The organism is Phaeobacter sp. SYSU ZJ3003, assembly GCF_041300735.1.
GTDB lineage: Bacteria > Pseudomonadota > Alphaproteobacteria > Rhodobacterales > Rhodobacteraceae > Phycobacter > Phycobacter gallaeciensis_A.
On record NZ_PXNU01000001.1, the window covers coordinates 271,259 to 296,589 of the forward strand.

Consider the following 25,331-nt stretch of genomic DNA (forward strand, 5'->3'; position numbering starts at 1 on the left):
TCCTGAGGCCCCGGTGTTCCACCGGGGCCTCTTGCCATTTACGCCCAGATCCGCTTTAGCGCGCGGGCATAATGGACCCGAGGCCTCCGGCCCTGCTTCCTAATTCTGAAATCGAACATCAAAGGCGCCCACCTGATGCTGACCTTTACAATCAGGCGACTGATCCTATCGGTTCCGACGCTGCTGTTCATCAGCCTCGTGATTTTCCTGCTGCTGGAGCTCGCCCCTGGCGATCCCATGGCGCAGGTTCCGCTGACCGTCCCCCCCGAAGTAAAAGAAAAGATGCGCGAGGCCCTTGGCCTTGGCCAACCCGCCCATATCCGGTTCTGGAAGTGGCTTGTGCAGTTCTTCTGGATCGAGCCGCAGGTCATGATTGACCACTACTTCGGCTCCAGTTTTTCCGAAGGCGATCTGCGCGTGATCTCCTGGCAGACCCGCTCGCCCGTCATGGACATCGTGATCCAGCGTATGCCGCAGACCCTGTGGGTTGTCGGTACCGCCTATGTGGTGGCAATCCTGATCGCCCTACCCATCGGGATCTACTCGGCCTACCGCCAATACAGCTGGTTCGACCAGATGGGCACCTTCGTGTCCATGGTCGGCTTCTCCGTGCCGCCGTTCTTCTCCGGCGTGCTGGTCATCGTGATCTTCTCGGTGCAGCTTGGATGGTTCCCGTCGATCTATGACACCACCCTGGTCGTTGACAGCTGGGACGCCTTCGTCAAACAGCTGCAACAGATGATCATGCCAGTCATGGTGCTGGCACTGCAGATCACCGCCCAGCTGAGCCGCTTCATGCGGGCCTCGATGCTGGACAACCTCAATCAGGACTACGTGCGCACCGCCCGTGCCAAGGGTCTGAGCGAATATACCGTGGTCATGGTGCACGTGCTGCGCAACTCGATGATCCCGGTTGTCACTGTGATCGCACTGGGGATCCCAGCGATCTTCGGCGGCGCCATCATCACCGAGCAGGTGTTCAAGGTGAACGGAATCGGTCAGCTTCTGATCGGCGCCATTCAGGCCAATGACCTGCCGATGGTGCAGACCCTGACCTTCATCTTCGCGGTGCTGATCGTGATGTTCAATCTGATCGCCGACGTACTGTACGGCATTCTTGACCCAAGGATCCGCTATGACTGAGCTGAGCAATCCTGTCCCGAGCAACCCGCCGCGCAGCCAATGGCTGGACGTGTGGGATCAGTTCAAATCTCACCGTGGCGCCCTGATGGGTGGGGCGCTGTTCCTGTTCATCATTCTGGCCGTGTATCTTGGCCCCATGTTCTGGGATATCGAAGCCACCCGGATCGATATCCGCGCGCGGAACCAGGGTCCAAGCTGGGCGCATCCCTTCGGCACCGACCAATTGGGCCGCGATATGCTGGCCCGGATGATGGCCGGTGGATCGACCTCCGTTTCGGTGGGTCTGACGGCCATGCTGCTGGCGCTGTTCCTGGGCTCCTTCGTGGGTGTTGTCGCGGGCTTTTTCAAGAAGCTGGACGGGCCGCTGATGCGTCTCACCGACCTGTTCCTTGCGCTGCCCCTGCTGCCGCTTCTGCTGGTGATGATGCTGTTGTTCCGCGAACCGCTGAACGCGGCCTTTGGCCCCGAACAGGGGATCTTCATCCTGATTGTGACCTCGATCGGCGTGACCAGCTGGATGCCCACGGCGCGGATCGTGCGTGGCGATGTGCTGGCCATCAAGGAGCGTGAATTCGTTCTGGCGGCCCGCTCCATCGGTACCTCGGATGGCAAGCTTATCACCCGACACATCCTGCCGAACGTGCTGTCGCCGATCATGGTCTCCGCGACGCTGGGGATCGCCACCGCGATCATCACCGAAAGCTCGCTGTCGTTCCTTGGCCTTGGCTTCCCGCCGGACTTCCCAACCTGGGGCCGCCTGCTGTTTGATGCCACCGACTATCTGCAGCAGTACCCTGAGCGCGTGTTCTGGCCCGGTATGGCGATCTCGCTGACCGTTCTCAGCGTCAACTATCTGGGTGACGGTCTGCGTGATGCGCTGGATCCGCGTATCCGGGGCCGCTGAGCCGCAAGCCAGACGGGACACACCCGCACATATTCAAATAAGAACATAACCACCGGCCGCCCCAACAGGGCGGCCGGTTTGTTTTGGGGCACCCCGCCCCATCTGGATTCATTTTCTGCCAGCCCTCCGCTACCGGGAACTTTGTCCTGCAGATACCCGTCGACAACTGCGATACTGGCCTTGCTCGCTTGGATATTTCGCGCCATTTCGGGAAAAAGTTCCGATTTCCGGTATGGAGAGTATCATGTTCGAAACGTTCGGTTTTGAAGAGACCACCGCACGCCAGGCTTCTGTCCTGTTCGCCTTGGGGCTGGGCCTTGTCTTTGGTGCGCTGGCGCAATTGACCCGGTTCTGCCTGCGTCGCACCATCGACGGCAGTGACCGCCGCGAAGCCGCTGGCGTCTGGGCCATGGCGCTGGCCATTGCTGTGCTCGGCACCCAGGCCGCTGTCCTGCAGGGCTGGATCAGCTTTGACGATCACCGCCTACTCGCCGCAGATCTGCCGGTGCTGGCCGTCATCGCCGGTGGTCTGATGTTCGGTGCCGGCATGATCCTGACCCGGGGCTGCGTGTCCCGGCTGATGGTTCTCAGCGGCAGTGGCAACCTGCGCGCCCTGCTGGTCATCTCGGTCTTTGCGATCACCGCCCATGCCACGCTGAAGGGTGTTCTGGCGCCACTGCGCACCAGCCTAGGCGCCGTCACTGTTCCGCTTGGCGATTACGCCACGCTGGCGGCCCTGCCCGGCGGCGCGCTCGTCTGGGGCCTGCTGATTGCGCTCGCCGCACTTGCCATTGCCCTGCGCTCTGGCAACCGTATCCCTGTGCTGGCTGGCGCGGCTGTGATTGGCCTGCTGGTCCCGCTGGCCTGGGTCGGCACTGGCTTTGTGCTGTTTGACGAATTCGATCCCATCGCGATGGAAAGCCTGTCCTTCACCGCGCCGTCTGCTGACACCCTGTTCTACGTCGTCGCCTCCAGCGCCGTCTCCGGCAGCTTTGGCACCGGTCTGGTGGGTGGCGTTCTGGTCGGCGCACTTGTTGCGGCCCTGCTGACTGGACAGTTCAAGTGGCAGAGCTTTGAAAGCCCCGCCCAGACAGGACGCTATCTGGCAGGTGCCGTGCTAATGGGCATCGGCGGCGTGCTGGCCGGTGGCTGCACCGTTGGCGCCGGTCTGGCCGGGGTTCCCACCCTTGGCGTGGCTGCCCTGCTGGCGATCTTGTCGATCCTGCTGGGCGGCAGCCTCACCCAAGCGCTGCTCAGTGCAGACCCTTCCGGATCCGCCGGACGGCGAGCCACACCAGCCCCACAACCGGCAGAGTGATCAGCGCGGTCATCATCCCCTTGCTGAGCCCCAGCGGCCCGGCAAGGGGATAAAGCGCATAGGACGCCAGCGACACCGCATAGTAGCTGATTGCCACCACAGACAGCCCCTCGACCGTATGCTGAAGCCGCAGCGCCATATCGGCGCGGCGGTCCATGCTTTCCAGCAAGGCCTGATTCTGCGCGCTGCGCTCCACATCCACCCGGGTGCGCAAAAGCTCCCCCGCCCTGCGTGCCCGATCAGCCAGCGTCACCAGCCGCTTTTCGGTGGACTTCACCGTACGCATGGCCGGCTCATAGCGGCGCAGCATGAATTCCGCGAAGGTCTGGAAACCTTCCAGACGTTCCTCCCGCAATAGCCTGATCCGCTGGTTCACCAGCGCCTCATAAGCGCCGGTGGCACCAAATCGGAAGGCGGCGCGGGCGGCCATCGCCTCCAGCTCGGCCGAGACGGTCAGAAGATGCGACAGCGTCTGTTCTGCCGGGACGCTGCTGCCGGTCATCTCCGCCATGATTTCGCTCAGATGGGTGTCCAGCCCGCCGATGGTGGGCGACAGGCCCCGTGCGCGGGAAAAGCCCAGCATCGACATGGCGCGATAGGTCTCGATCTCGCACAAGCGCTGCACGATGCGGCCAATCCTGCGGCTGCCGGTTTCGCGGTTCACGAAGGCAGCAAACCGCATGTGCCCCGCCGGATCGATCCGGAAATCCCCGGCCACCACCGCATTGTCGTCCAGCACCTGCGACACCGCCATGCTTTCGGGCACCAGCCAGTCCTGCAGCTTTGATTTGATCTCCGCCGTGTCCGGACGTGGCAGGACACGGAGCATCAGTGAGGTGATCCGCTGCCCCGGCGCCTGTTCCAGCCAATCGCCAGGCAACACCTCGAAATCAACCGGGTCAAAGGGCCGTTCGCTGACACCGTCACTGTAGAGCGTGTAGCTGACGAATTCGGTGTGCTGTTCCCACTTCAGGGTGTGGCGCCCCAGCCGGGCCGCATGATGGGTGGCGCCCGGTTTCGGGTGCGGCGCGCCGTGGCGGTCCAGCAGATCGATCAGATGCGCAAGATCCAAGCCGCGGTCCCGGTGCACGGCTTCCTCAGGCTGTTTCACCGCCAGATAGATCACGGTGCTTGGGCTTTTCATGGTCGGAAAAGGACGCGCGTGCAGCTCATTGGCAAGCTGATAGCGCAACGGGTGATCCTGGATCGGGGGCATCACGGTCTCCACTGGTACAGGGCGACCATAGCCAAAACCACAAGACCTGTAAAGAATGTATGTAATTCAATGCCTTAGCAGGATACAACAGTATACAACGCGGCCGGATGCAGCACAGGCTAGCCGCAGAATGCAGAAAAGGCGCCCCACAAGAGACGCCTTTCCCGAGTGTTACAGCCCGCAGGCCTGTGGAACTGATCAGCTGATCTTGGTCAGCAGATCGTCCAGCGATTTTTTCGCATCGCCGTAGAACATCCGGGTGTTCTCTTTGTAGAACAGCGGGTTCTCGATGCCGGAGTAGCCGGTGCCCTGGCCGCGCTTGGACACGAAGACCTGTTTCGCCTTCCAGCATTCCAGAACCGGCATACCGGCGATGGGGCTGTTGGGGTCTTCCTGCGCAGCAGGGTTCACGATGTCATTGGAACCAATAACGATGGCCACATCAGTTTCCGGGAAGTCCTCGTTGATCTCGTCCATTTCCAGAACGATGTCATAAGGCACCTTCGCTTCGGCCAAGAGAACGTTCATGTGGCCCGGCAGACGACCCGCAACCGGGTGAATCGCGAAGCGCACGTTCTTACCCTTGGCGCGCAGACGCTTGGTCAGTTCGGAAACCGACTGCTGTGCCTGTGCAACGGCCATGCCGTAGCCCGGGATGATGATGATGTTGTCGGCCTCTTCCAGAGCCTGCGCAACACCGTCGGCGTCGATCGCAACCTGTTCGCCCTCAACTTCCATCGCAGGACCCGAAGTGCCGCCAAAGCCGCCCAGGATCACCGAGATGAAGGAGCGGTTCATCGCCTTACACATGATGTAAGAGAGGATCGCACCCGAGGAGCCAACCAGAGCACCCACAACGATCAGAAGGTCGTTGCCAAGGGAGAAACCGATCGCAGCCGCAGCCCAGCCCGAGTAGCTGTTCAGCATCGAGACAACCACCGGCATGTCGGCGCCGCCGATGCCCATGATCAGGTGGTAGCCGATGAACAGCGCCATCAGGGTCATCAGGAACAGCGGCAACAGCGCGCCGGTGTTGAAGTACCAGATCAGAGCCAGCAAAGAGATCGCCGCCGCGCCTGCATTCAGCATGTGACCGCCGGGCAGTTTCGTCGCTGCCGAGCCAACCTTGCCCGCCAGTTTACCATAGGCAATGACAGAGCCGGTAAAGGTCACAGCACCGATGAAGATACCGAGGAACAGCTCGACACGCAGGATAGCGATCTCGACGCCGTCCTTCTTGGCCAGCAGCTTGGCAAAGCCATCAAGCGAGGCTTTGGCGCTGTCGTCCATGGCCATAACGCGGCCCAGTTCGACATGGGCGATAAAGCCCACGAAAACCGCCGCCAGACCGACCAGCGAGTGCATCGCCGCAACCAGTTCCGGCATCTGGGTCATCTGCACCCGTTTGGCCAGGAAATAGCCGATGATGCCGCCACCAGCGATCAGCACCAGCGACAGCAGCCACAGGCCCGAACCGGGGCCGATCAGCGTGGCGAAAACCGCCAGCGCCATGCCCGCGATCCCGTACCAGACCGCACGTTTTGCGCTTTCCTGTCCCGACAGACCACCCAGCGAGAGGATGAAGAGAACAGCCGCGACCACATAGGCCGCCGTGGTAAATCCGTATTCCATCTGTTTTCCCTCGCTCTTAAGACTTCTGGAACATGGCGAGCATGCGCCGTGTCACAAGGAAGCCGCCGAAAATATTGATACCGGCCATGAAGACCGAGAGCGCTGCCAGCAGGATCACCAGGAAGGAGCCGGAGCCGATCTGCATCAGCGCGCCCAGGATGATGATCGAGGAGATCGCGTTGGTCACCGCCATCAGAGGTGTGTGCAGGCTGTGCGCCACGCCCCAGATCACCTGGAAGCCGACAAAGACCGCCAGAACGAAGACGATAAAGTGCTGCATGAAGCTGGCCGGAGCCACGAGCCCCACGCCCAAGAGCAGCGCTGCGCCGATCACCAAGAGGGTGACCTGTTGCTTGGTCTGCTGTTTGAAGGCTGCGATTTCCTGCGCGCGCTTTTCTTCCGCGGTCAGTTCTTTCGGCGCCTCGGGCTTCTTCTGCGCCGCGATGGCCTGAACCTTTGGCGGCGGCGGCGGGAAGGTGATTTCCTTGTCGAAAGTCACCGTTGCGCCGCGGATCACGTCGTCTTCCATGTCATGCACGATCTGACCGTCCTTTTCAGGGGTCAGGTCGGTCATCATGTGACGGATGTTGGTCGCATAAAGTGTCGAGGACTGCGCGGCCATACGGCTCGGGAAGTCGGTGTAGCCGATGATGGTGACGCCGTTGTCGGTGACAACTTTCTCATCCATCACGGTGCCTTCGACGTTACCGCCCTTTTCGGCTGCAAGGTCGACGATGACCGAACCCGGCTTCATCGCCGCAACCATGTCCTCAAGCCAGAGCTTGGGCGCTTCGCGGTTGGGGATCAGCGCGGTGGTGATCACGATGTCCACTTCGGGGGCCAGTTCGCGGAACTTCGCGAGCTGTGCTTCGCGGAACTCGGGGCTGGAGACAGCCGCATAGCCACCGGTCGCCGCGCCGTCCTGCTGTTCCTCTTCGAAATCGAGGTAGACGAACTCAGCGCCCATCGATTCGACCTGCTCTGCCACTTCGGGGCGCACGTCAAACGCATAAGTCACAGCGCCCAGGCTGGTGGAGGCGCCGATGGCTGCCAGACCGGCCACACCTGCGCCAACGACCAGGACCTTGGCCGGGGGTACCTTGCCCGCAGCGGTGATCTGACCGGTGAAGAAGCGGCCAAAGTTGTTGCCCGCCTCGATCACGGCGCGATAGCCGGCGATATTCGCCATCGAGGACAGCGCGTCCATCTTCTGCGCGCGGCTGATGCGCGGCACCATTTCCATGGCGATGACATTGGCGCCCTTGGAGCGCGCCAGTTCCAGGCCTTCCTCGTTGCCACCGGGATTGAAGAAGGAGATAAGGGTCTTACCCGCTGTCATCCGCTTCAATTCAGTGTCAGTCGGAATGCGCACCTTGGCGACGATATCCGATGTCTTCCACAGCGCGGCTGCGGTTTTCACGATTTCGACGCCAGCCTCTTCATAGGCGGCATCGCTGAAACCAGCCAGTTGACCGGCACCGGTTTCGATGGCGCAGTCATAGCCGAGCTTTTGCAGTTGCTTGGCAGAGTCCGGCGTCATCGCGACGCGCGCCTCGCCTTTCATTACTTCCTTTGGTGTACCTATTCTCACCTTGTCGGTCCCCCTCGTCTTGCCCGTGCCAGCAAAGCACCGGGTACGGATCGCAAATATTTTGATTATCCTGCGCAACATTTTTGCGCAAGCGTTTCGCCGCGTCGCCGCATCATTTTGCCGCGACGCCGCATGAACTTTAGACCCAGCGGCGTACCTTTCCTTCGTAGCGCGCCCAGTCCTGACGGAATGTCCGCCGCATTCTGTTTTCTTCGGGTTCGATGAATCGCCGTTCCAGAATCCAGACGAATATCGGCACCAGCGGCAAGGACAGCACCGCGTCAAACCGAAGGATAAGCCCGGCCAGAACCAGGATGTCGCCCAGATAAATGGGATTGCGGCTGCGGCTGAAGATCCCCGATTGCACCAAGCGGCTTGGTGTCTGGTGGGGAATGATGGTGGTGTGCTGGCGCCGCATCTCGACCACCGCAAGCAGCATCAGAAGGATGCCCCCCCCGACCAATATTCCACCAAGGAAATCCGCCCACGCCCCGCCAAAGGTCAGCCCATAGGGCAGATAGCTGGCCTGCAGCCACGCCAGGATAAGGCAGGCAAACAACCAGACGGGAGGCATATCAATCCAGCGCATCAGGCGCACACCATCGCGATATCCGGGGCAGAGTACAAGTTCATCGAGCGCAAAGTCCTCTTATCCGGCCGACAGGTCCAGCCCGCGGCGCCGTTGTGCGCAAAGAAAAGGACAAAATGTCCAAAATGGCCCCAAAACGGCGAATCTGTTCCGGGATGCGGCATGATCCTGCACAATTCTACGGGCTTTCCTACGTATACTTTTGCATGCTGACCGGGTGCGGGGTCATTCCCACTCCATTTCCTCGAAGACCCGCCCGGCGTTCTTGGTGGCGAGTTCCTCGAAGGTATCGAGCCCCTTCCAGCGTTCCTGGTCCACATAGTAAGCGCCAGCCAGATCACCACCCTCGTCGATATGGGCGCCGATCTTCGCTCGCAGATCCGTGAGGTAGTCGTAGGTGTAGCGGCGCACCTGCGCGAGGTTGGTCGGATGGCCGTGCCCCGGGATCACATAGGTCGGGTTCAGCGGCTCCATCTTGGTCTCCCAGGTTTCCAGCCAGCAGGAGGTACAGGTCCCCTCAAAGATCGGCAGCATGCGTTCGTGAAAGGCCATGTCACCGGCGATCAGCATGTTCCATTGCGGCAGCCAGACCTGCGTATCCCCCGGGTCATGCGCGGGCCCCATGTGCATCACCTTGATCTCTACCCCGCCAAGAGTCAGGTCGTAATTGTCTTTAAAACTTAGGTTTGGCGTCACGATCCGGGTGCCTTCGGCCTTGTCGCGGTTGTAGCGCTCCATGCCCTGCAGGATGAAATCGGCTTCTTCGGTGAAGGCTTCGATCGCATCCACATGCGCCAGAATATCGACGCCCTGATCGACCCAGTAGGAATTGCCAAGCATCGCATGGCCCTGGCCGTTTTCATTGATCACCAGAACCACCGGCTGATCGGTCACCGCCTTGATTTCATCGTGCAGCGCCGCCGCCAGACGCACCGAAGCGCCGCCGTTGATGACCACGACGCCCTCGTCGGTCACGATAAATGACAAATTGTTGTTGTGTCCTGAGTTCTCGTAGGTCGGCGGCGCGGTGGCTCCGATGGCGGAAAACACATGCGGGATCACCTCGACCGGCTTAGAGTACAGCTCGGCTTGTGGGTACTGATCGGCAATGTCCTCGCTGGCCCATGCGGCGCCTGCGCTAAATGTCGCAATCAATGCAGCGGAAAAAATCGGTTTCATGGTGTCCTCCCAAAACAGCTGCGCAATAATTCACACTTATGAATATGATTGTAAATGGTCCCGGTGGAAAACCTTTGCCCAAGAGTACCGACACGGAATTGTGACGGGACGGCTTTCTTGCCCTGCCCCGGCATGCCGTTAGGCTGGACGCAAACACGGGAGGACCGAACAACATGACATCACAAGACACGACATCGCTGGCAGGAAAACATGCGCTGGTCACGGGCGGCGGCACCGGGATCGGCCTGGCCATCGCCCGCGCACTGGCCGCGCAAGGCGCCGAAGTCACCATCACCGGGCGCCGCCAGGAAGTGCTGGAGGAGGTCGCCACCAAGGGGCTGCACCCCATGGCGATGGATGTGCGCGACGAAGACGACATCGTAACCAAGATCCAGGCCGCCGTCGATGCGCGGGGCCCGATCCAGATCTGCGTCGCAAATGCCGGCGTTGCCGAAGGCAAAGCGCTACACAAGACCACGCTCGATTTCTGGCGCAACATGATGGCGACCAATCTGGACGGTGCCTTCCTGACCATCCGCGAGTGTCTGAAATCCATGCGCGAAACCGATTGGGGCCGGGTAATCACCGTTTCCTCGATTGCGGGTCTGCGCGGGCTCAAGGGCGGTGCCTGCTATTCCGCCAGCAAACACGGCATGATCGGCCTCACCCGCGCGCTGAGCGAAGATTACCTCGGCACGGCCTTCACCTTCAACGCGATCTGCCCCGGCTACGTAGATACCCCCATCGTGGAGCGAAACATCACCTCGATCTCGGCCCGCGCCGGTGTCAGCGAAGATGAAGCGCTGAAGATCATGACACACGCCAACCGCCACCAGCGTCTGATCGAGCCGGAAGAAGTCTCGGCTGCGGCCATGTGGCTTTGCGGTCCCGGATCACAATCCATCAACGGGCAGACCATCGAAATCTCCGGCGGCCAGACCTGATCGCAGCAATAGCCTCGCACCAGATTGCGCCGCCGGATTTCCGGCGGCGTTTTTGCGTGTCCTACAGAAATACCACACGCACTGGACAGGTTTTTGAATATCGGATACAAAATCCGAAACCTTCAAGCTTGAAACAGTTCAGGCCCTTCTTTTCAGCCCGCCAGACGAGGTTCCGATGACCGATTTTGCCGCTACCAAGGCCATGTTCGACCTGCCCGAAGGGGTGATCTACCTCGATGGCAACTCACTCGGCCCCCTGCCCAGCGCCGCCAAGGACCGCGTCGCCAACATGATGACCGAGGAATGGGGCAAGATGCTGATCACCGGCTGGAACAATGCCGGATGGATGCAGAAATCCACGGCTGTCGGCAACCGCATTGCCCGACTGATCGGCGCCGAAGAAAATCACGTAATCATGGGAGATACCCTGTCGATCAAGGTCTATCAGGCCGTCGCCTCGGCGCTGGAGATGAACCCGAGCCGCAAGGTGGTTCTGTCGGACAACGGCAACTTCCCGTCAGACCTCTACATCGTGCAAGGGCTGCTCAAATCGCTTGGCGCCGAGTATGAACTGCGCGTCGTCGACCCCGAGGCGGTGGCCGAGAACATCACCGATGATGTCGCTGTGCTGATGCTGACCGAGGTGGATTACCGCACCGGACGCAAGCACGACATGAAGACCCTCACCGCCAAGGCCCATGAGGCAGGCGCCCTGACCGTCTGGGATCTGGCGCATTCCGCAGGTGCCCTGCCGGTGGATCTGGCAGGCTGCAAGGCTGATTTCGCGGTCGGCTGCACCTACAAATACCTCAACAGCGGCCCCGGCGGCCCTGCCTTCATCTATGTGGCACCGCGCCACGCCGAGGTCGCCCGTCCGGCGCTCTCTGGCTGGCTGGGACACGAGGCACCCTTTGCCTTTGATCTTGATTACCGCCCAGGCCGCGGCATCGAACGCATGCGGGTCGGCACCCCGCCGGTGATCCAGCTGACCTCGCTGGAAGCAGCCATGGACATCTGGGACCAGGTCGACATGCAGGATCTGCGGGCAAAATCCATCGAGCTTTGCGATCTGTTCATCGCCGAGATCGAAGCCGCCTGCCCCGAGCTGGAGCTTGCTTCGCCCCGCGATGGCAACCAGCGTGGCAGCCAGGTCTCCTTCCGCTTCCGCGAAGGCTATGCCGCGATGCAGGCTCTGATCGAACGCGGCGTGATCGGTGATTTCCGTGCCCCGGACATCATGCGCTTTGGCTTTACCCCGCTTTACATCGACGCCGATGACGTGCGCGCCGCCGTGGCGATAGTGAAAGACGTGATGACCAACGATTTGTGGGACAATGAAGCCTACAAACAGCGCGCCGCCGTGACCTGATCGTGAGTGGGGCGACGCATATCCTTCCTTTGTGCAGGCCTGCGGGCTGGGTGGCGCTCTGGCGCCGCCTGGCTCAGTGCTGCCGGCTAAACCGGAGGACGCTTTCCTTTCCCTGATGTATAAAAGACCAAGGAACAGGAAAGATCCAATGAGCAAATGCCCTCTTAACTCTCCCTTTGACCCGGCCGAGGACGGCGCCGAAATGTCCTTTGACGGGCGCATGTCCTATGGCGACTACCTGTCGCTGGACGCGATCCTGACAGCGCAAAAGCCGCTGAGCGACGCCCATGACGAGATGCTGTTCATCATCCAGCATCAGACCAGCGAATTGTGGATGCGCCTTGCGGTGCACGAGTTGAACGCCGCCCGCGATTGCCTGCTGGCCGGTGATTCCCGGCAGGCGTTCAAGATGCTGGCCCGGGTGGCCCGGATCTTTGAGCAGCTGAATTCGGCCTGGGATGTGCTGCGCACGATGACGCCCTCGGACTACACTCATTTCCGGGATTCACTGGGGCAGAGTTCGGGCTTTCAATCCTATCAGTACCGGTTGATTGAGTTCATGCTGGGCAACCGGAACAAAGCCATGCTGCGCCCCCACGCCCATGATGCGGATGTGACAGCCCTATTGGAGAATGAACTGTCGCAGCCCTCGCTTTACGATGTGGCACTGCGGCTTCTGTCGAACAGCCTGCCGCTGCCCGCCCAGGTACTGAGCCGGGATGTCTCCTTGCCCTACCAAGCCAGCGACGCGGTTATGCAGGCTTGGACCACTGTCTATCAGGCCCCCGAGACCCATTGGGAGCTGTATGAGCTGGCCGAAAAACTAGTCGATTTCGAGGATTACTTCCGCCGCTGGCGGTTCAACCATGTGACCACCGTGGAACGAGTGATCGGCTTCAAACGCGGTACCGGCGGCACCGGCGGCGTCAGCTATCTGAAACGCATGCTGGAAGTGGAGCTCTTCCCCGAACTCTGGCACCTGCGCACCGAGCTGTAAGCCCGGTCCCCACCGCAGGTCAGGGAGCTCTCCCGCCCGGCCTCGGATTTCATGCGAAACCCTCGACCAGTTGGGCCCGGCGCCGCGCCATAGGCGCGGCGCCGGGCCCAAGACTGTAAGCGGGCTCTGCCAGAGGCAGGGTCTGCGTCAGCCGCGGGAGCCTCCTGCTCCTTCTGCAGCACACCCCGCGATTGCTCATCTGTTATTAAAGGCCTTCGAGCGCCCGTGCCATCAGCGCGGCAAGCTGCGAAACACGCACGCGATAAGTTGGGTAATCGGGCGCCGTATGCTTGATCCCTTTGAGAGCGGCGCAAAACACCTGCGCCACCTCTGCGGCCGTTCCGACGGCTTCAGGCAGATCTCTTTTCTGCAGCCATTCGGCATAGGCCCCAGCCAGCGCCGCCTCGCCCGCCTCGATGGCCTCTGGCGCGACGCTCACACCAGCCTCGAACAGCTCCAAGCCATGCGCCGAGGACATCATCGCCTCCATCGTCGCGCCGCCATGGGCGGCAAAGGCATGCGCAACGCGGTCGGCCAGAGTGCCCTCTCCCTCTAGCGCCGCGCGGATGTCTTCGCGCGCCTGCCGGTAATAGGCTTCGACCAGAGCCGTGAAGATCGCTTCCTTGTTGCGAAAGTGAAGATAGACCGCCGGACGGGACATCCCTGCCCCACGCGCTATGTCGTCCATCGAGGTTTTGCGGAACCCATAGGCCGAAAAAGCCTGCCAGGCAGACTCGAGTATGGTCTGGGCCTTTGGGTCGGACAACATGGGATCAGCGGTAAGACGGTTCATACCCAAGGCTACTGACACTATTGCCTGATTTTGTCAATTGACACACTGACACAATTGACGCATTTTGTCACAACATCCACAAACAGAGGTCAGCCCAATGCCAACCACGCTCAGGATCAACGGAAGCGACCACGAGGTGGATCTGCCGCAGGATGTACCCCTGCTCTGGGTCCTGCGTGATGAAATCGGCCTTACGGGCACCAAGTTCGGCTGCGGCATTGCGGCCTGCGGTGCCTGCACCGTGCATATCGACGGGGTGGCGACGCGCTCCTGCCAGGTGGCGCTTGGCGATGTCTGGGGTGAGGTCACCACCATCGAAGGCGTCGGCACACCCGAAGCCATGGCTGCAATCCAGCAAGCCTGGGTCGATCATCAGGTGGCACAATGTGGCTATTGCCAGTCCGGGCAGATCATGCAGGCCGCAAGCCTGCTGGCCGAGAACCCGGCGCCTAGCGACAGCGATATCGACGACGCCATGCAGGGGAACCTGTGCCGCTGCGGCACCTACCCCCGCATCCGCGCTGCCATCCATACCGCCGCCAAAATGCTGCAGGAGGCGTGATCCATGGCCAGCTTCAAGAAAATCGCCCGCCGCAGTTTCCTAATCGGCTCGGCCGCCATCTTTGGTGGTGTGGCCTTTGGCACCTACAAGTACCATAAGCCCGCGCCCAATCCCCTGTCGCCGAAAGAAGGTCAGGCCGCACTCAACCCGTTTGTGATGGTGGATCAGTCCGGCGTGACCCTGGTCGCCCCCCGCGCCGAAATGGGTCAGGGGGTGCGCACCTCCTGGGTAGCGCTGATCGCCGAGGAACTGGATGTGCGCCCCGAAGCGGTGCAGGTCATCCACGGCCCCGCCGCCAAGGCTTATTACAACAGCGCCATGATGGCCGAGGCCCTGCCCGGGCGCGGCTATGACGCCAGCAACTTCCAGCACTCGCTGGGGCAGATCGTCGGCCATATGTCGAAATTCCTCGACCTGCAGGTCACCGGCGGCTCCTCATCCATGAAAGACGGGTTCGACCGCATGCGGATGGCCGGGGCCACCGCGCGTGAAACCCTAAAAGAGGCTGCGGCCCAGCGCCTTGGCACCTCGCGCGCGCTTTTGGATACCGAAGACGGCCATGTGATCGCCCCGGACGGCAGCCGAATCCCCTATACCGATCTGGCGGTGGAAGCCGCCGGGATCGACCCGCAAGAGGCCGAGCTGCGTCCGGCGGCGCAGTGGAAGTACGTCGGCAAGGACATGCCGCGCCTTGATATGGTTCCCAAGGTGACCGGCACCGCGGGCTTTGGCGTCGATGTGCGCCTTGAAGGCATGAAGTTCGCCGCCATCCGGCAAAGCCCGCATTTTGGCGCCGGAAAGACCGCCTTTGATGCCAGCGCCGCAGAAACCATGCCCGGCGTGGAAAAGGTTCTGGATCTGGGCGATGCAGTTGCCGTGGTGGCGAGCAACACCTGGCTGGCGCAACAGGCCGTGGATGCGATCGACGTGACATGGGAGCCCGCCCCCTACCCTGAAACCACTGATGCGATCTTTGCCGAAATCGACCGCGCATTCGAGGACAGCTCAAACTCCGTCCTGCGCGACGATGGCGATGTCGACAGCCTCCCCGAGGGGGCGCAGGTGATCGAGGCCGAATACCGCCTGCCCTATCTGGCCCATGCTACCATGGAGCCGATGAATGCTACCGCGCTTTATACCGGTGACGCCTTGCAAATCTGGGCCCCCAATCAGGGTCCGACAGTGGTGCAGAAATCCGCAGCCGACCTCGCTGGCCTGCCGAAAGAAGCCGTGCAGGTCCACACCACCTATCTGGGTGGTGGTTTCGGACGTCGGATCGAGGTGGATTACACCAACCGCGCGGTAGAGATCGCGATGCAGATGCGCGGCACCCCGGTGCAACTGACCTGGAGCCGCGAAGAAGACATGACCCACGACTTCTACCGCCCCGGCGCCGTGGCGCGCTATCGCGCGGCGGTGAAGGATGGCAAGGCATTGATGGTGCATGGCAAGATCGCCGCCCAGTCCACCACGGTGGAGGGCGCAGGCCGCATGCTTGGTCTGCCGATGGGTGGACCGGACAAGGGCCACGTCGATGCCGCCTTTAACCAACCGCTGGCGATCCCGAATTTCCGCGTCGAAGGCTATCTGGTGAAACCAATGATCCCGGTCGGGTTCTGGCGCTCGGTTGCGGCGTCGTTCAACGGCTTCTTTTCGGACACCATTCTGGATGAGATGGCCCATGCCGCAGGCCGCGATCCGCTGGAGTTCCGTCTGGAGCTGGCCCGCGCAGAATGGGAACCAGCGGCCAAGGTCCTGGAAAAGGTGCGCGAGATGTCCGGATGGACCGGCGAAACACCCGAGGGCCTCGGACGCGGTGTGGCGCTGGCCTATAGTTTCGGCACCCCCGTGGCAGAGGTGATCGAGGTGGTCGATGAAGACGGCCAGATCCGTATCAACAAGGCCTGGATCGCCGCCGACATCGGCCGCGCCATCGACTCGCGCAACGTGGAGGCGCAGATGTTCAGCGGCCTCGCCTACGGTCTGTCAGCCGCCTGTTTTGGCGAGATCACCTTTGCGGATGGCGCGGTAGAGCAGCAGAACTTCCCCGATTTCGACGCCATGCGCATGCACAGCATGCCAGCGGTCGAGGTCGCGGTTCTGCAAAACCAGACCCACATGGGCGGCGCGGGCGAGCCCGGCACGCCCCCGGCGGCCCCGGCGCTGGCGAATGCGCTATTCGACCTCACCGGCAAACGCGCCCGCCGCCTGCCCTTGATGCACGAGTTCGATCTGTTGGTCTGATTTCCAAGTGCAATCCCATGAACAAAGAAAGCCCGCCGGACCAGCGGCGGGCTTTCTTTATTTAATCGTACGACCTTCCTTCATAGGCCTATACTGCAAAAGGTTGGGCGCACTTGAAGGCAACAGTTCGTCCGGTAGGGTTGGGCATTCTCAAAAACGGAGTATGCCAATGGCACTTCCTACACATCCATATTCAGGCAGCTGCCTTTGTGGCGCCGTGCAAGTCAGCGTTTCAGCACGCCCGCTCCTTACCCTGGCTTGCCACTGTCGCGATTGTCAAAAGCTCTCTGCAAGCGCGTATACCCTCACCACGATGTTTCCAAAGGACAGTTTTTCGCTCACTGGTGAGGTGTTCAATGGGGGACGCGGCTCTCGCGGGCGGCGGCACTATTTCTGCAAGTCATGCCTGAACTTCATCTGCTCTGAAATCGATGGCACCCACCAAAGGATAAATCTGCGGACATCGATTCTGGATGATGCCGCGCTGTTCGAGCCGTTTGTCGAATTGATGACCGATGAAAAAATACCGTGGGCATATGTGCCCGCGACACATAGCTTTTCTCGGTTCCCCGCCACCCTCGAAGAACTTCAAAAGCTTTTCGATGGCTACGCTGAATTATAAGGCCAAACATCACATTGGCCATGGCCATCCAGCCTAAGAACGGCAGCCTCCGTCAGGCACTCCGCTGCAGCGGCTTTGGGCGGGCGCCTCCTGCCCAGTCGCTTGCCGCTTCGCCAAAGGCCTGGAACAGAGGGCGCGACACTGGGTCGTTCGCTGCGTCCCATTCCGGGTGCCATTGCACCGCGAGGGTAAATCCGGGCGCATCCTCGACATAGATGGCCTCGGGCGTGCCATCAGGGGCGTAGCCGTCGATCACGATGCGGGTGCCCGGCTGTTTGATGCCCTGCCCGTGCAGCGTGTTGGTCATCACCTCTTCAGCGCCGAACAGGCGGTGGAACACGCCGCCCGTGGTCAGCTTGACCGAATGGCGCAGGGCGAATTTCTCTTCCAGGGTGCCATCGGGGGGCATGCGGTGGTTCATCCGGCCCGGCAGATCGCGGATCTCGGGGTATAGCGTACCACCCATGGCGACGTTCACCTCCTGAAAGCCGCGGCAGATGCCCAAGAAGGGCTGGCCCCGCTCGACGCAGGCGCGCACCAGCGGTAGGACGATGGCATCGCGGGCGCGGTCAAAGGCGCCGTGGGCTTCGGTCTCTTCCTCGCCGTATTCGTTGGGATGCACGTTCGGACGCCCACCAGTCAGCAGGAAACCGTCAAAGGTCTCAAGCAGTTCTTCCACCGACAGGAAACGCGGATCCGAGGGGATCAGCAGCGGCATGCAGCCGGACACGTCGGCCACCGCTTCGGAGTTCATAGTACCACCGGCGTGGGTGGGGTACTGATCGTTCATCAGATAGGAATTGCCGATAATGCCAACTTTGGGCCGCGCCATGATCCACTCGCGAGTTGTTGCCTTTTGGTGACCCTAGCGGGGCAGCGCCGGGCATTCAACTCGTCAGGGTGGCGCAGGCGCTTGTTCAGGTGCGCACAGGGGACAAAGCGGTGATTTTTAACGCAATCCTGCGGTAACGCCGCGTCAAAACGAAACGGCCCGCACCCCGGAACGGGTACAGGCCGGTTCATTGTTCGCCATTGCACAAAGGCGGCAGATCAAGCCTCGCCGACCAGCCCCACGGCCTCGATCCCGGCCAGCGCCGCTGCGGCATCGTTGTCCGAGGTATCGCCGGTGACGCCCACGGCGCCCAGCACGGCGCCCTTCTTGTCGCGCAGCAGAACGCCGCCGGGAACAGGCACGACCTGACCGCCGTAAACACCGTTCACGGCCGCCATGAAATAGGCCTGCTGTTCAGCCCGGGCCATCTGCGCCGAACCGGACATGCCCAGCATGACGGCGCCATAGGCCTTGCCGTGAGCGATTGCAAAACGGCCCGGTGCGGCACCGTCTTCGCGTTCAAAGGCTTGGACGTGCCCGCCCGCATCCAGCACCACCACCGACAGCGGTTTGAGGTTCAGCTCGCGGCCCTTTTCCAGCGCCTTGCGGATGATGGTACGTGCGCGTCTGAGTGAAATCGTCATCTGCGGTTTCCTTCTGATGAGTGTGTTTCAAAGAAAAGAACCGGGGACAGGCCCCGGTCCGATCAATCCGTGTGGGTCAGCCAGCCGCCTTCAGCTCAAGCCGACGGGCGTGCAGCACCGGCTCGGTATAGCCAGAGGGCTGGATGCGGCCCTTGAAGACCAGATCGCAGGCCGCCTGGAAGGCGATGCCGTCAAATCCAGGCGCCATCGGACGATAGGCCGGATCACCGGCGTTCTGCCCATCGACCACGGCAGCCATCTTCTGCATCGCCGCCATCACCTGCGGCTCATCCACGATGCCGTGGTGCAGCCAGTTGGCCAGCGCCTGAGAGGAAATCCGGCATGTCGCGCGGTCTTCCATCAGACCGACGTTGTTGATGTCCGGCACCTTGGAGCAGCCAACGCCCTGATCGACCCAGCGCACCACATAGCCCAGGATGCCCTGGGCGTTGTTCTCGATTTCCTTGGCGATCTCATCATCCGACAGGTTCTGCCCTTCCATCACCGGGATGGTCAGCAGGTCCGCAAGGCTGCCACGGGCACCGCCTGCCTTTAGTTCGTCCTGACGCGCCAACACGTCGACCTTGTGATAGTGCGTGGCGTGCAGGGTCGCAGCAGTGGGAGACGGGACCCAGGCGCAGGTGGCGCCGGATTGCGGATGGCCGATCTTGGCCTCCAGCATTTCGCCCATGCGGTCGGGCATGGCCCACATGCCTTTGCCGATCTGCGCGCGGCCCTTCAGACCGCAGGCCAGACCGATATCGACGTTGCGATCCTCATAGGAGGCGATCCAAGGGGTCGATTTCATCTCCCCCTTGCGCAGCATGGCGCCTGCTTCCATCGAGGTGTGGATCTCGTCGCCGGTCCGGTCAAGAAAGCCTGTATTGATAAAGGCGACACGGGATTTGGCGGCGCGGATGCATTCCTTGAGGTTCACAGAGGTGCGACGTTCCTCGTCCATGATGCCGATCTTGACCGTGTTGCGCGGCAGGCCCAGCGCGTCCTCGACATGGTCGAAGATCTTCACCGCAAAGGCGACCTCTTCGGGGCCGTGCATCTTCGGCTTCACCACGTAGACCGAGCCGTGCAGCGAGTTGCCGCCTTCGGACTTCAGGTCATGCATGGCGATCAGCACGGTGATCATGGCGTCCAGGAAGCCCTCGCCTGCCTCGCGGCCTGCGCTGTCCAGAACCGCCGGGTTGGTCATCAGGTGGCCCACGTTGCGGATCAGCAGCAGCGAGCGGCCTTTCAGCACAGCCGCCTCGCCCGCGGGCGTCGTGTAGGAGATGTCATCGTTCAGCACGCGGGTGAAGGATTTGCCGCCCTTGCTGACCTCTTCGGCCAGATCGCGTTTCATCAGGCCCAACCAGTTGGAATAGGCCTGTACCTTGTCCGCTGCATCGACGCAGGCGACGGAATCTTCACAATCCATGATGGTGGAAAGCGCCGATTCCAGAGTGATGTCGTTGATACCTGCGCTATCGCCCTTGCCGATATTGCCGGTGGCGTCGATCTCGATAATCGCGTGCAACCCGTTGTTTTTCAGGAAAATCCGCGACGGGGCCGAAGCCTCGCCGACGTGGCCCGCGAATTGCGCGGCATCCTTCAGCGCCGGAACCAGCGCGCCATCTGCAACCGACAGGGCGTCGATATCGGACCAGGAGCCCGCGGCCAGCGGGAAGGTTTCATCCAGGAACGCCCTTCCCCAGGCAATCACCCGGTCGCCGCGCGCCGCATCATAACCGCCACCTGCGGGCAGATCGCCCATGGCATCGGTGCCGTAAAGCGCATCGTAAAGCGAACCCCAGCGGGCGTTCGCCGCATTGAGCGCAAAGCGCGCATTGGTGATCGGCACCACCAACTGCGGGCCCGGGGTATGGGCGATCTCGGGGTCGACGTTCTCGGTTTCGATCTCGAAATCATCGCCTTCGGGCACAAGATAGCCCAGCTCGCGCAGGAAGGCGGTATAGGCCACAGCGTCATGCGGCTGGCCCCGGCGCTCAACGTGCCAGGCATCGATGCGGCCCTGGATGTCTTCGCGTTTGGCCAGCAGGGCGCGGTTTTCATCGCCCATGCCATTCACAAGGCCGGACAGCCCCGCCCAGAAAGCCTCGGCACTGACACCGGTACCCGGCAAAGCCTTGGCTTCGATAAAGTCAGCCAGCTCGGATGCGACCTGCATCCCGTGAATGTCTTTCATGTCTGCCATCGGCTCTCTCCTCGCAGGTAAACGTTGGTCAGTTTCCCCGATACAGGAAAAGTTTCCTATCGGCAACAAGGGTGGTAAACCTTTTTTACCAATTTAAGCGCAGCTGTTTCAAATCTTCTTTGCAGATGCGCCCTTTGCCATGCCGCGACAACGGGCCGAGCAGTAGATGACCTGCTCCCAGTCCCGCGCCCATTTGCGCCGCCAGGCAAAGGGTCGCTCGCAAACCGGGCAGGTCTTCGTCGGCAGCTCTGCTTTCTTTCTCATACGCGCCATCAGAAATCAAAACTCAGCTGATCAGCGCCCTTCGCAGGCTGCTTTACCTGCCTGCCCCGGGCGGGCGGGGATTTACGGCTGGCGTGTTTCTTGACGATGCGGCGGGCGACGGGGCGAAATCCGTCCTGCTGCCGCACAGCCCAGACCGCATCGCGCGCCGCCCGCGCCGCCGTCTGCACATCGACGATAGGGGCCGGATATGCCTGCCCCAGCAGCCGCCCAGCACCCTGCCACTTCCACGGCTCCTGCAGGAACCGGTCCGGCACCTCGGCCAGTTCCGGCAACCATGCCCGGGTAAAGGCGCCTGTGGGGTCCTGATCCAGCCCCTGTTTCACCGGGTTGTAGATCCGCAGGGTGTTCATACCCGTAGTGCCTGACTGCATTTGCACCTGGCTCCAGTGGATGCCCGGCTCGTAATCGGTGAACATGCGCGCCAGATGTCGGCCGGTTGCCCGCCAATCGAGCCACAGATGATAAGAGGCTACCGACATCACCATCGCCCGCATACGGAAATTGAGCCATCCGGTGGCGGTCAGGCTCCGCATGCAGGCATCAACAAAGGGCAGCCCCGTTTCGCCCCTCTGCCAGGCCGCCAGTCGAGCAGCATCCGGCTCCATGGGCCTGAGCCCTTCAAACGCCGGATGCAGGCAGCGGTGTTCGATATCAGGCTGGTCCTCCAGCTTCTGCATGAAGTGATCGCGCCAGGCCAGACGCGCCTGAAAGGATTTCAACGACCCGGACCAACCGGCCTTGCGCCCCACCTCTTGCCGGGCTTTCGTGGCCTGCACCACCTCTCGCACGGAGAGCGTGCCAAAGGCGAAATGCGGCGACAGGCGGGAACAGGCGGTCGCCCCCTCCAGAGGCGATGACATGGCGCGGCGATAGTGCTGGCCGCGATGGTCCAAAAAACTGTCAAGGCAGCGCAACCCCGCCCGGCGTCCGCCCGGCTGCGCATCGACAATCCCGTCAGGCATCAGACCAAGGTCTGCGGCCGCAGGCATCGGATCGCTGTCGCAGCGTATCCCTTCGACGTGATCGGGCGCACTGACCGGCGCCTGCCCCATGAAACCGTTCCGCGCCCGCTGCCAGCCGTCCCGCGCCGTCAGACCGCGCACCACTCCGCATTGCCGCAACTCGGTCCAGCGGATGCCGCGCGCCCGCGCCCACCCCGCGACACGCTTATCACGCGAATAGGTCCAACCGTTTCCGGTTTCCTCATGGCTGACCAGATGGTCGACAGCGTACTGCCCCGCCAGCCCTTCCAGCACCTCAACCGCATCTCCCAAACGAAGAACCAGATCCGCGCCCCGGCGGCGCAGCGCCTCACGCAGGCCGGGCAGGCTTTGCCGCAGGAAATCATACTGTCGGGCAGAGGCATCCTGCTGCCGCCACAATTCCGGTTCGACAACATATAGGCACAGAACCGGCCCGCCCAAAGCGACCGCACGCGCCAGCGCCGGATTATCCTCAATGCGCAGATCGCGTTTGAACCACAGGATTGTTGTCATTGCGGCGCGGCGCCTCCTTGTCTGCTGCCCCGCGCCAAGGGCCGGGCGCGATTTGCGCGCTCTGCGCTTGCTGCTCCGGGCTGCATTGCATACCACTATGCTCAAGATACGCGCGCCCCTGCCTGCCGGTTCAAAACAATCCAGGCAGGAAACGCGCCGCGCCACAGATCCACAGGAGCCCGCCATGAAAGATGCCGCACCCGAAACCGCGCCCGAGACATTCTATCTGAAGGACTACACGCCCTTCGGGTTCGAGGTGCAGAGCGTCGAGCTGACCTTCCGGCTGGCGCCCGGGGCGACACGGGTTCTGAGCCGCATCCACTTTGCCCCGAAGCCCGGCGCGGCAAACCCCGAATTCTTCCTGCACGGCGAACAGCTGAGCCTGATCAGCGCAGCGGTGGACGGCGCCCCCGTGACCCCGACGCTTACCGAGGGAGGTCTGACCTGCGATGTGCCAGACCAGCCCTTTGTCTGGGAGGCCGAGGTCGAGATCGATCCTCAGGGCAACACCGCACTCGAAGGGCTTTATATGTCGAACGGCATGTATTGCACCCAATGCGAGGCCGAGGGATTTCGCAAGATCACCTATTACCCCGACCGCCCGGATGTGATGTCCACCTTCAAGGTCCGCATCGAAGGGGATGAGCCGGTAAAACTTTCCAACGGCAACCCGACCGCCAACGGTGCGGGCTGGGCCGAATGGCACGACCCCTGGCCCAAACCTGCCTATCTCTTTGCTCTGGTGGCGGGCGATCTGGTCAACCATCCCGACAGTTTCACCACCATGTCCGGCAAGGAGGTCGAACTCAACATCTGGGTGCGCCCGGGGGATGAAGGCAAATGCGCCTTTGGCATGGAGGCGCTGAAGAAGTCCATGAAATGGGACGAGGATGTCTATGGCCGCGAATATGACCTAGATATCTTCAACATCGTGGCCGTGGATGACTTCAACATGGGCGCGATGGAGAACAAGGGCCTCAATATCTTCAACTCCTCCTGTGTGCTGGCCTCGCCCGAGACCTCGACCGATGCCAATTTCGAACGCATCGAGGCGATCATCGCGCATGAGTATTTCCACAACTGGACCGGCAACCGCATCACCTGCCGCGACTGGTTCCAGCTCTGCCTGAAAGAAGGTCTGACCGTCTTCCGCGACGCCCAGTTCACCGCCGATATGCGCTCGGCCCCGGTCAAGCGGATTTCGGACGTGATCGACCTGCGCGCCCGCCAGTTCCCCGAGGACGGCGGTCCGCTCGCCCACCCGGTGCGCCCCGAACAGTTCCAGGAAATCAACAACTTCTACACCGCCACCATCTATGAAAAAGGCGCCGAGGTGATCGGCATGCTGAAACGTCTGGTGGGCGATGAAGATTACGCCAAGGCGGTAACGCTGTATTTTGACCGCCACGACGGGCAGGCCTGCACTATCGAAGACTGGCTGAAAGTTTTTGAGGACGCCACCGGACGCGATCTGTCGCAATTCAAACGCTGGTACAGCCAGGCAGGCACGCCGCATCTGAAAGTGTCGGAAGACTATGCCGATGGCACCTACACGCTGACGTTTGAGCAAAGCACGCCCCCCACCCCCGGCCAGCCGGACAAGGATCCCCGCGTGATCCCCATTGCGGTCGGCCTGCTCGGTCCGAACGGCGATGAAGTCTGCGCCACCCGGGTGTTGGAAATGACCGAGACAAAGCAAAGCTTTACCTTCGACGGGTTGGCCGCAAAGCCGGTTCCTTCGATCCTGCGCGAATTCTCGGCGCCGGTGATCCTGGAGCGCGAGACATCCAACGCCGAGCGCGCCTTTTTGCTGGCCCATGACACCGATCCCTTCAACCGCTGGGAGGCCGGCAATGCGCTTGCCCGCGAAGCGCGGGTTTCCATGGTGCTCGAAGGCGCCGCGCCGGATGCCGATTACCTGGATGCGCTACAGAAACTGCTTCGCGACGACAGTCAGGATCCGGCATTTCGCGCGCTGGTACTGTCGCCGCCCAGCCAGTCCGACATCGCCCAGACCCTGTTTGAGCGCGGCCATGTGCCGGATCCGCAAAAGATCTTTGATGCGGCGGAAACCTTTGCTCAGACCTTGGCACAGCAACTCGCCGACAGCCTGCCCAGGCTTTATGCGGACACCACCGTTTCAGGCGCCTATTCCCCGGATGCGATAAGCAGCGGCAAGCGTGATCTCAACGGGCGCATCCTGTCGCTTCTGACCCGGCTTGACGGCGGTCAGCAGGCAGCGCGCCAGTTTGCAGATGCTGACAACATGACCCAGCAATACGCCGCCCTGGCCTGCCTGCTGAAGGCTGAAAAAGGTGATGCCCAATCGAAGGCCTTCTTTGACCAATGGAAAGGCGACCGGCTGGTGATGGACAAATGGTTTGCCTTGCAGATCGCCTCTGCAGCGCCGGAAACCGCTGCGTCCGTTGCGCGCGATCTCACCCAGCATGAATTGTTCACCCTGAAGAACCCCAACCGGTTCCGCGCGGTGATGGGGGCACTGGCAGGCCATCACGCCGGGTTCCACCATGCCTCGGGCGCGGGCTATCGGTTGCTGGCCGAGAACCTGATCGCCCTTGATAAGCTGAACCCGCAGACCACCGCCCGGATGTGCGCCGCCTTCCAGACCTGGAAACGCTACGACGCAGACCGTCAGGCGCTGATCCGGACGGAGCTGGAGCGGATCGCGGGCACCGAGGGGCTGAGCCGTGACACCACCGAAATGGTGACCCGGATCCTGGATGCCTAAGGGGAACACTCCT

The 25,331-nt window shown here is 61.8% G+C and carries 21 protein-coding genes; 10 read left to right on the forward strand and 11 right to left on the reverse strand.

Going from position 1 to position 25,331, the window contains the following annotated elements; all coding sequences use genetic code 11:
• The first annotated feature begins 135 nt into the window (after positions 1-135).
• The 3 genes from C6W91_RS01290 to C6W91_RS01300 all read left to right on the forward strand — a co-directional run bounded on the left by C6W91_RS01290 (position 136) and on the right by C6W91_RS01300 (position 3,365).
• Positions 136-1,143 (forward strand): ABC transporter permease, encoded by a 1,008-nt coding sequence (locus C6W91_RS01290; RefSeq protein WP_274868099.1) that lies wholly within the window; start codon positions 136-138, stop codon positions 1,141-1,143.
• Complete coding sequence (locus C6W91_RS01295; protein WP_274828842.1) at positions 1,136-2,047, forward strand: ABC transporter permease; 912 nt, start codon at positions 1,136-1,138, stop codon at positions 2,045-2,047. Before C6W91_RS01290 ends, C6W91_RS01295 begins: the two co-directional genes overlap by 8 nt.
• A gap of 244 nt (positions 2,048-2,291) precedes the next feature.
• Positions 2,292-3,365, forward strand: coding sequence for a YeeE/YedE family protein (locus tag C6W91_RS01300; protein WP_370570400.1), 1,074 nt, complete (start codon positions 2,292-2,294; stop codon positions 3,363-3,365).
• On the opposite strand, the gene C6W91_RS01305 is transcribed toward C6W91_RS01300, so the two are convergent.
• The 5 genes from C6W91_RS01305 to C6W91_RS01325 all read right to left on the reverse strand — a co-directional run bounded on the left by C6W91_RS01305 (position 3,301) and on the right by C6W91_RS01325 (position 9,572).
• Positions 3,301-4,581: a DUF3422 family protein gene (locus C6W91_RS01305; RefSeq protein WP_370570401.1), complete on the reverse strand. Its 1,281-nt coding sequence runs from the start codon at positions 4,579-4,581 to the stop codon at positions 3,301-3,303. The two genes, C6W91_RS01300 and C6W91_RS01305, sit on opposite strands and share 65 nt — an antisense overlap.
• A gap of 198 nt (positions 4,582-4,779) precedes the next feature.
• Positions 4,780-6,213: an NAD(P)(+) transhydrogenase (Re/Si-specific) subunit beta gene (locus tag C6W91_RS01310; RefSeq protein ID WP_274868103.1), complete on the reverse strand. Its 1,434-nt coding sequence runs from the start codon at positions 6,211-6,213 to the stop codon at positions 4,780-4,782.
• A gap of 16 nt (positions 6,214-6,229) precedes the next feature.
• Positions 6,230-7,804, reverse strand: coding sequence for a Re/Si-specific NAD(P)(+) transhydrogenase subunit alpha (locus C6W91_RS01315; RefSeq protein WP_065273088.1), 1,575 nt, complete (start codon positions 7,802-7,804; stop codon positions 6,230-6,232).
• 139 nt (positions 7,805-7,943) lie between these two features.
• Positions 7,944-8,393, reverse strand: a complete 450-nt coding sequence (locus C6W91_RS01320) for an isoprenylcysteine carboxylmethyltransferase family protein (RefSeq protein ID WP_274833516.1) — start codon at positions 8,391-8,393, stop codon at positions 7,944-7,946.
• Positions 8,394-8,618: 225 nt separating this feature from the next.
• Positions 8,619-9,572, reverse strand: coding sequence for an MBL fold metallo-hydrolase (locus tag C6W91_RS01325; protein WP_274868105.1), 954 nt, complete (start codon positions 9,570-9,572; stop codon positions 8,619-8,621).
• Positions 9,573-9,745: 173 nt separating this feature from the next.
• Between C6W91_RS01325 and C6W91_RS01330 the strand changes: the two genes are divergently transcribed.
• The 3 genes from C6W91_RS01330 (at position 9,746) to kynA (ending at position 12,882) form a co-directional block, all read left to right on the forward strand.
• Positions 9,746-10,516 carry an SDR family NAD(P)-dependent oxidoreductase gene (locus tag C6W91_RS01330; protein WP_274831802.1) on the forward strand — a complete coding sequence of 257 codons (771 nt, stop codon included), beginning with the start codon at positions 9,746-9,748 and terminating at the stop codon, positions 10,514-10,516.
• A 175-nt stretch (positions 10,517-10,691) separates the two neighbouring features.
• Positions 10,692-11,885: a kynureninase gene (gene kynU / locus C6W91_RS01335; protein WP_370570402.1), complete on the forward strand. Its 1,194-nt coding sequence runs from the start codon at positions 10,692-10,694 to the stop codon at positions 11,883-11,885.
• 148 nt (positions 11,886-12,033) lie between these two features.
• Complete coding sequence (gene kynA, locus C6W91_RS01340; protein ID WP_274831800.1) at positions 12,034-12,882, forward strand: tryptophan 2,3-dioxygenase; 849 nt, start codon at positions 12,034-12,036, stop codon at positions 12,880-12,882.
• A 205-nt stretch (positions 12,883-13,087) separates the two neighbouring features.
• On the opposite strand, the gene C6W91_RS01345 is transcribed toward kynA, so the two are convergent.
• A complete protein-coding gene (locus C6W91_RS01345; protein ID WP_274868107.1) occupies positions 13,088-13,675 on the reverse strand; it encodes a TetR/AcrR family transcriptional regulator in 588 nt (195 codons plus the stop codon).
• 97 nt (positions 13,676-13,772) lie between these two features.
• Here C6W91_RS01345 and C6W91_RS01350 point away from each other — a divergent pair, with 97 nt between their 5' ends.
• From C6W91_RS01350 to C6W91_RS01360, 3 genes are all read left to right on the forward strand, one after another.
• Complete coding sequence (locus C6W91_RS01350) at positions 13,773-14,237, forward strand: (2Fe-2S)-binding protein (RefSeq protein WP_274868109.1); 465 nt, start codon at positions 13,773-13,775, stop codon at positions 14,235-14,237.
• Between the two features lie 3 nt (positions 14,238-14,240).
• The gene (locus C6W91_RS01355) at positions 14,241-16,481 is read left to right on the forward strand and encodes a xanthine dehydrogenase family protein molybdopterin-binding subunit (RefSeq protein WP_274868111.1); all 2,241 of its coding nucleotides are present in this window, start codon (positions 14,241-14,243) and stop codon (positions 16,479-16,481) included.
• Between the two features lie 169 nt (positions 16,482-16,650).
• A complete protein-coding gene (locus C6W91_RS01360) occupies positions 16,651-17,103 on the forward strand; it encodes a GFA family protein (RefSeq protein WP_274868113.1) in 453 nt (150 codons plus the stop codon).
• A gap of 52 nt (positions 17,104-17,155) precedes the next feature.
• Here C6W91_RS01360 and C6W91_RS01365 read toward each other — a convergent pair whose 3' ends face one another.
• From C6W91_RS01365 to C6W91_RS01385, 5 genes are all read right to left on the reverse strand, one after another.
• Entirely contained in the window at positions 17,156-17,935 is a 780-nt protein-coding gene (locus C6W91_RS01365) for a gamma-glutamyl-gamma-aminobutyrate hydrolase family protein (protein ID WP_274868115.1), read from the reverse strand.
• Positions 17,936-18,153: 218 nt separating this feature from the next.
• Positions 18,154-18,579 carry a heme-binding protein gene (locus C6W91_RS01370; RefSeq protein WP_065273079.1) on the reverse strand — a complete coding sequence of 142 codons (426 nt, stop codon included), beginning with the start codon at positions 18,577-18,579 and terminating at the stop codon, positions 18,154-18,156.
• Positions 18,580-18,655: 76 nt separating this feature from the next.
• The gene (locus C6W91_RS01375) at positions 18,656-20,779 is read right to left on the reverse strand and encodes a malate synthase G (protein WP_370570405.1); all 2,124 of its coding nucleotides are present in this window, start codon (positions 20,777-20,779) and stop codon (positions 18,656-18,658) included.
• A 117-nt stretch (positions 20,780-20,896) separates the two neighbouring features.
• Entirely contained in the window at positions 20,897-21,061 is a 165-nt protein-coding gene (locus tag C6W91_RS01380) for a DUF2256 domain-containing protein (RefSeq protein WP_274868117.1), read from the reverse strand.
• Positions 21,061-22,569, reverse strand: a complete 1,509-nt coding sequence (locus tag C6W91_RS01385; protein ID WP_370570403.1) for an FAD-binding domain-containing protein — start codon at positions 22,567-22,569, stop codon at positions 21,061-21,063. Before C6W91_RS01385 ends, C6W91_RS01380 begins: the two co-directional genes overlap by 1 nt.
• Before the next feature lie 184 nt (positions 22,570-22,753).
• Here C6W91_RS01385 and pepN point away from each other — a divergent pair, with 184 nt between their 5' ends.
• Positions 22,754-25,318, forward strand: coding sequence for an aminopeptidase N (gene pepN, locus C6W91_RS01390; RefSeq protein ID WP_274868119.1), 2,565 nt, complete (start codon positions 22,754-22,756; stop codon positions 25,316-25,318).
• Positions 25,319-25,331: the final 13 nt, after the last annotated feature.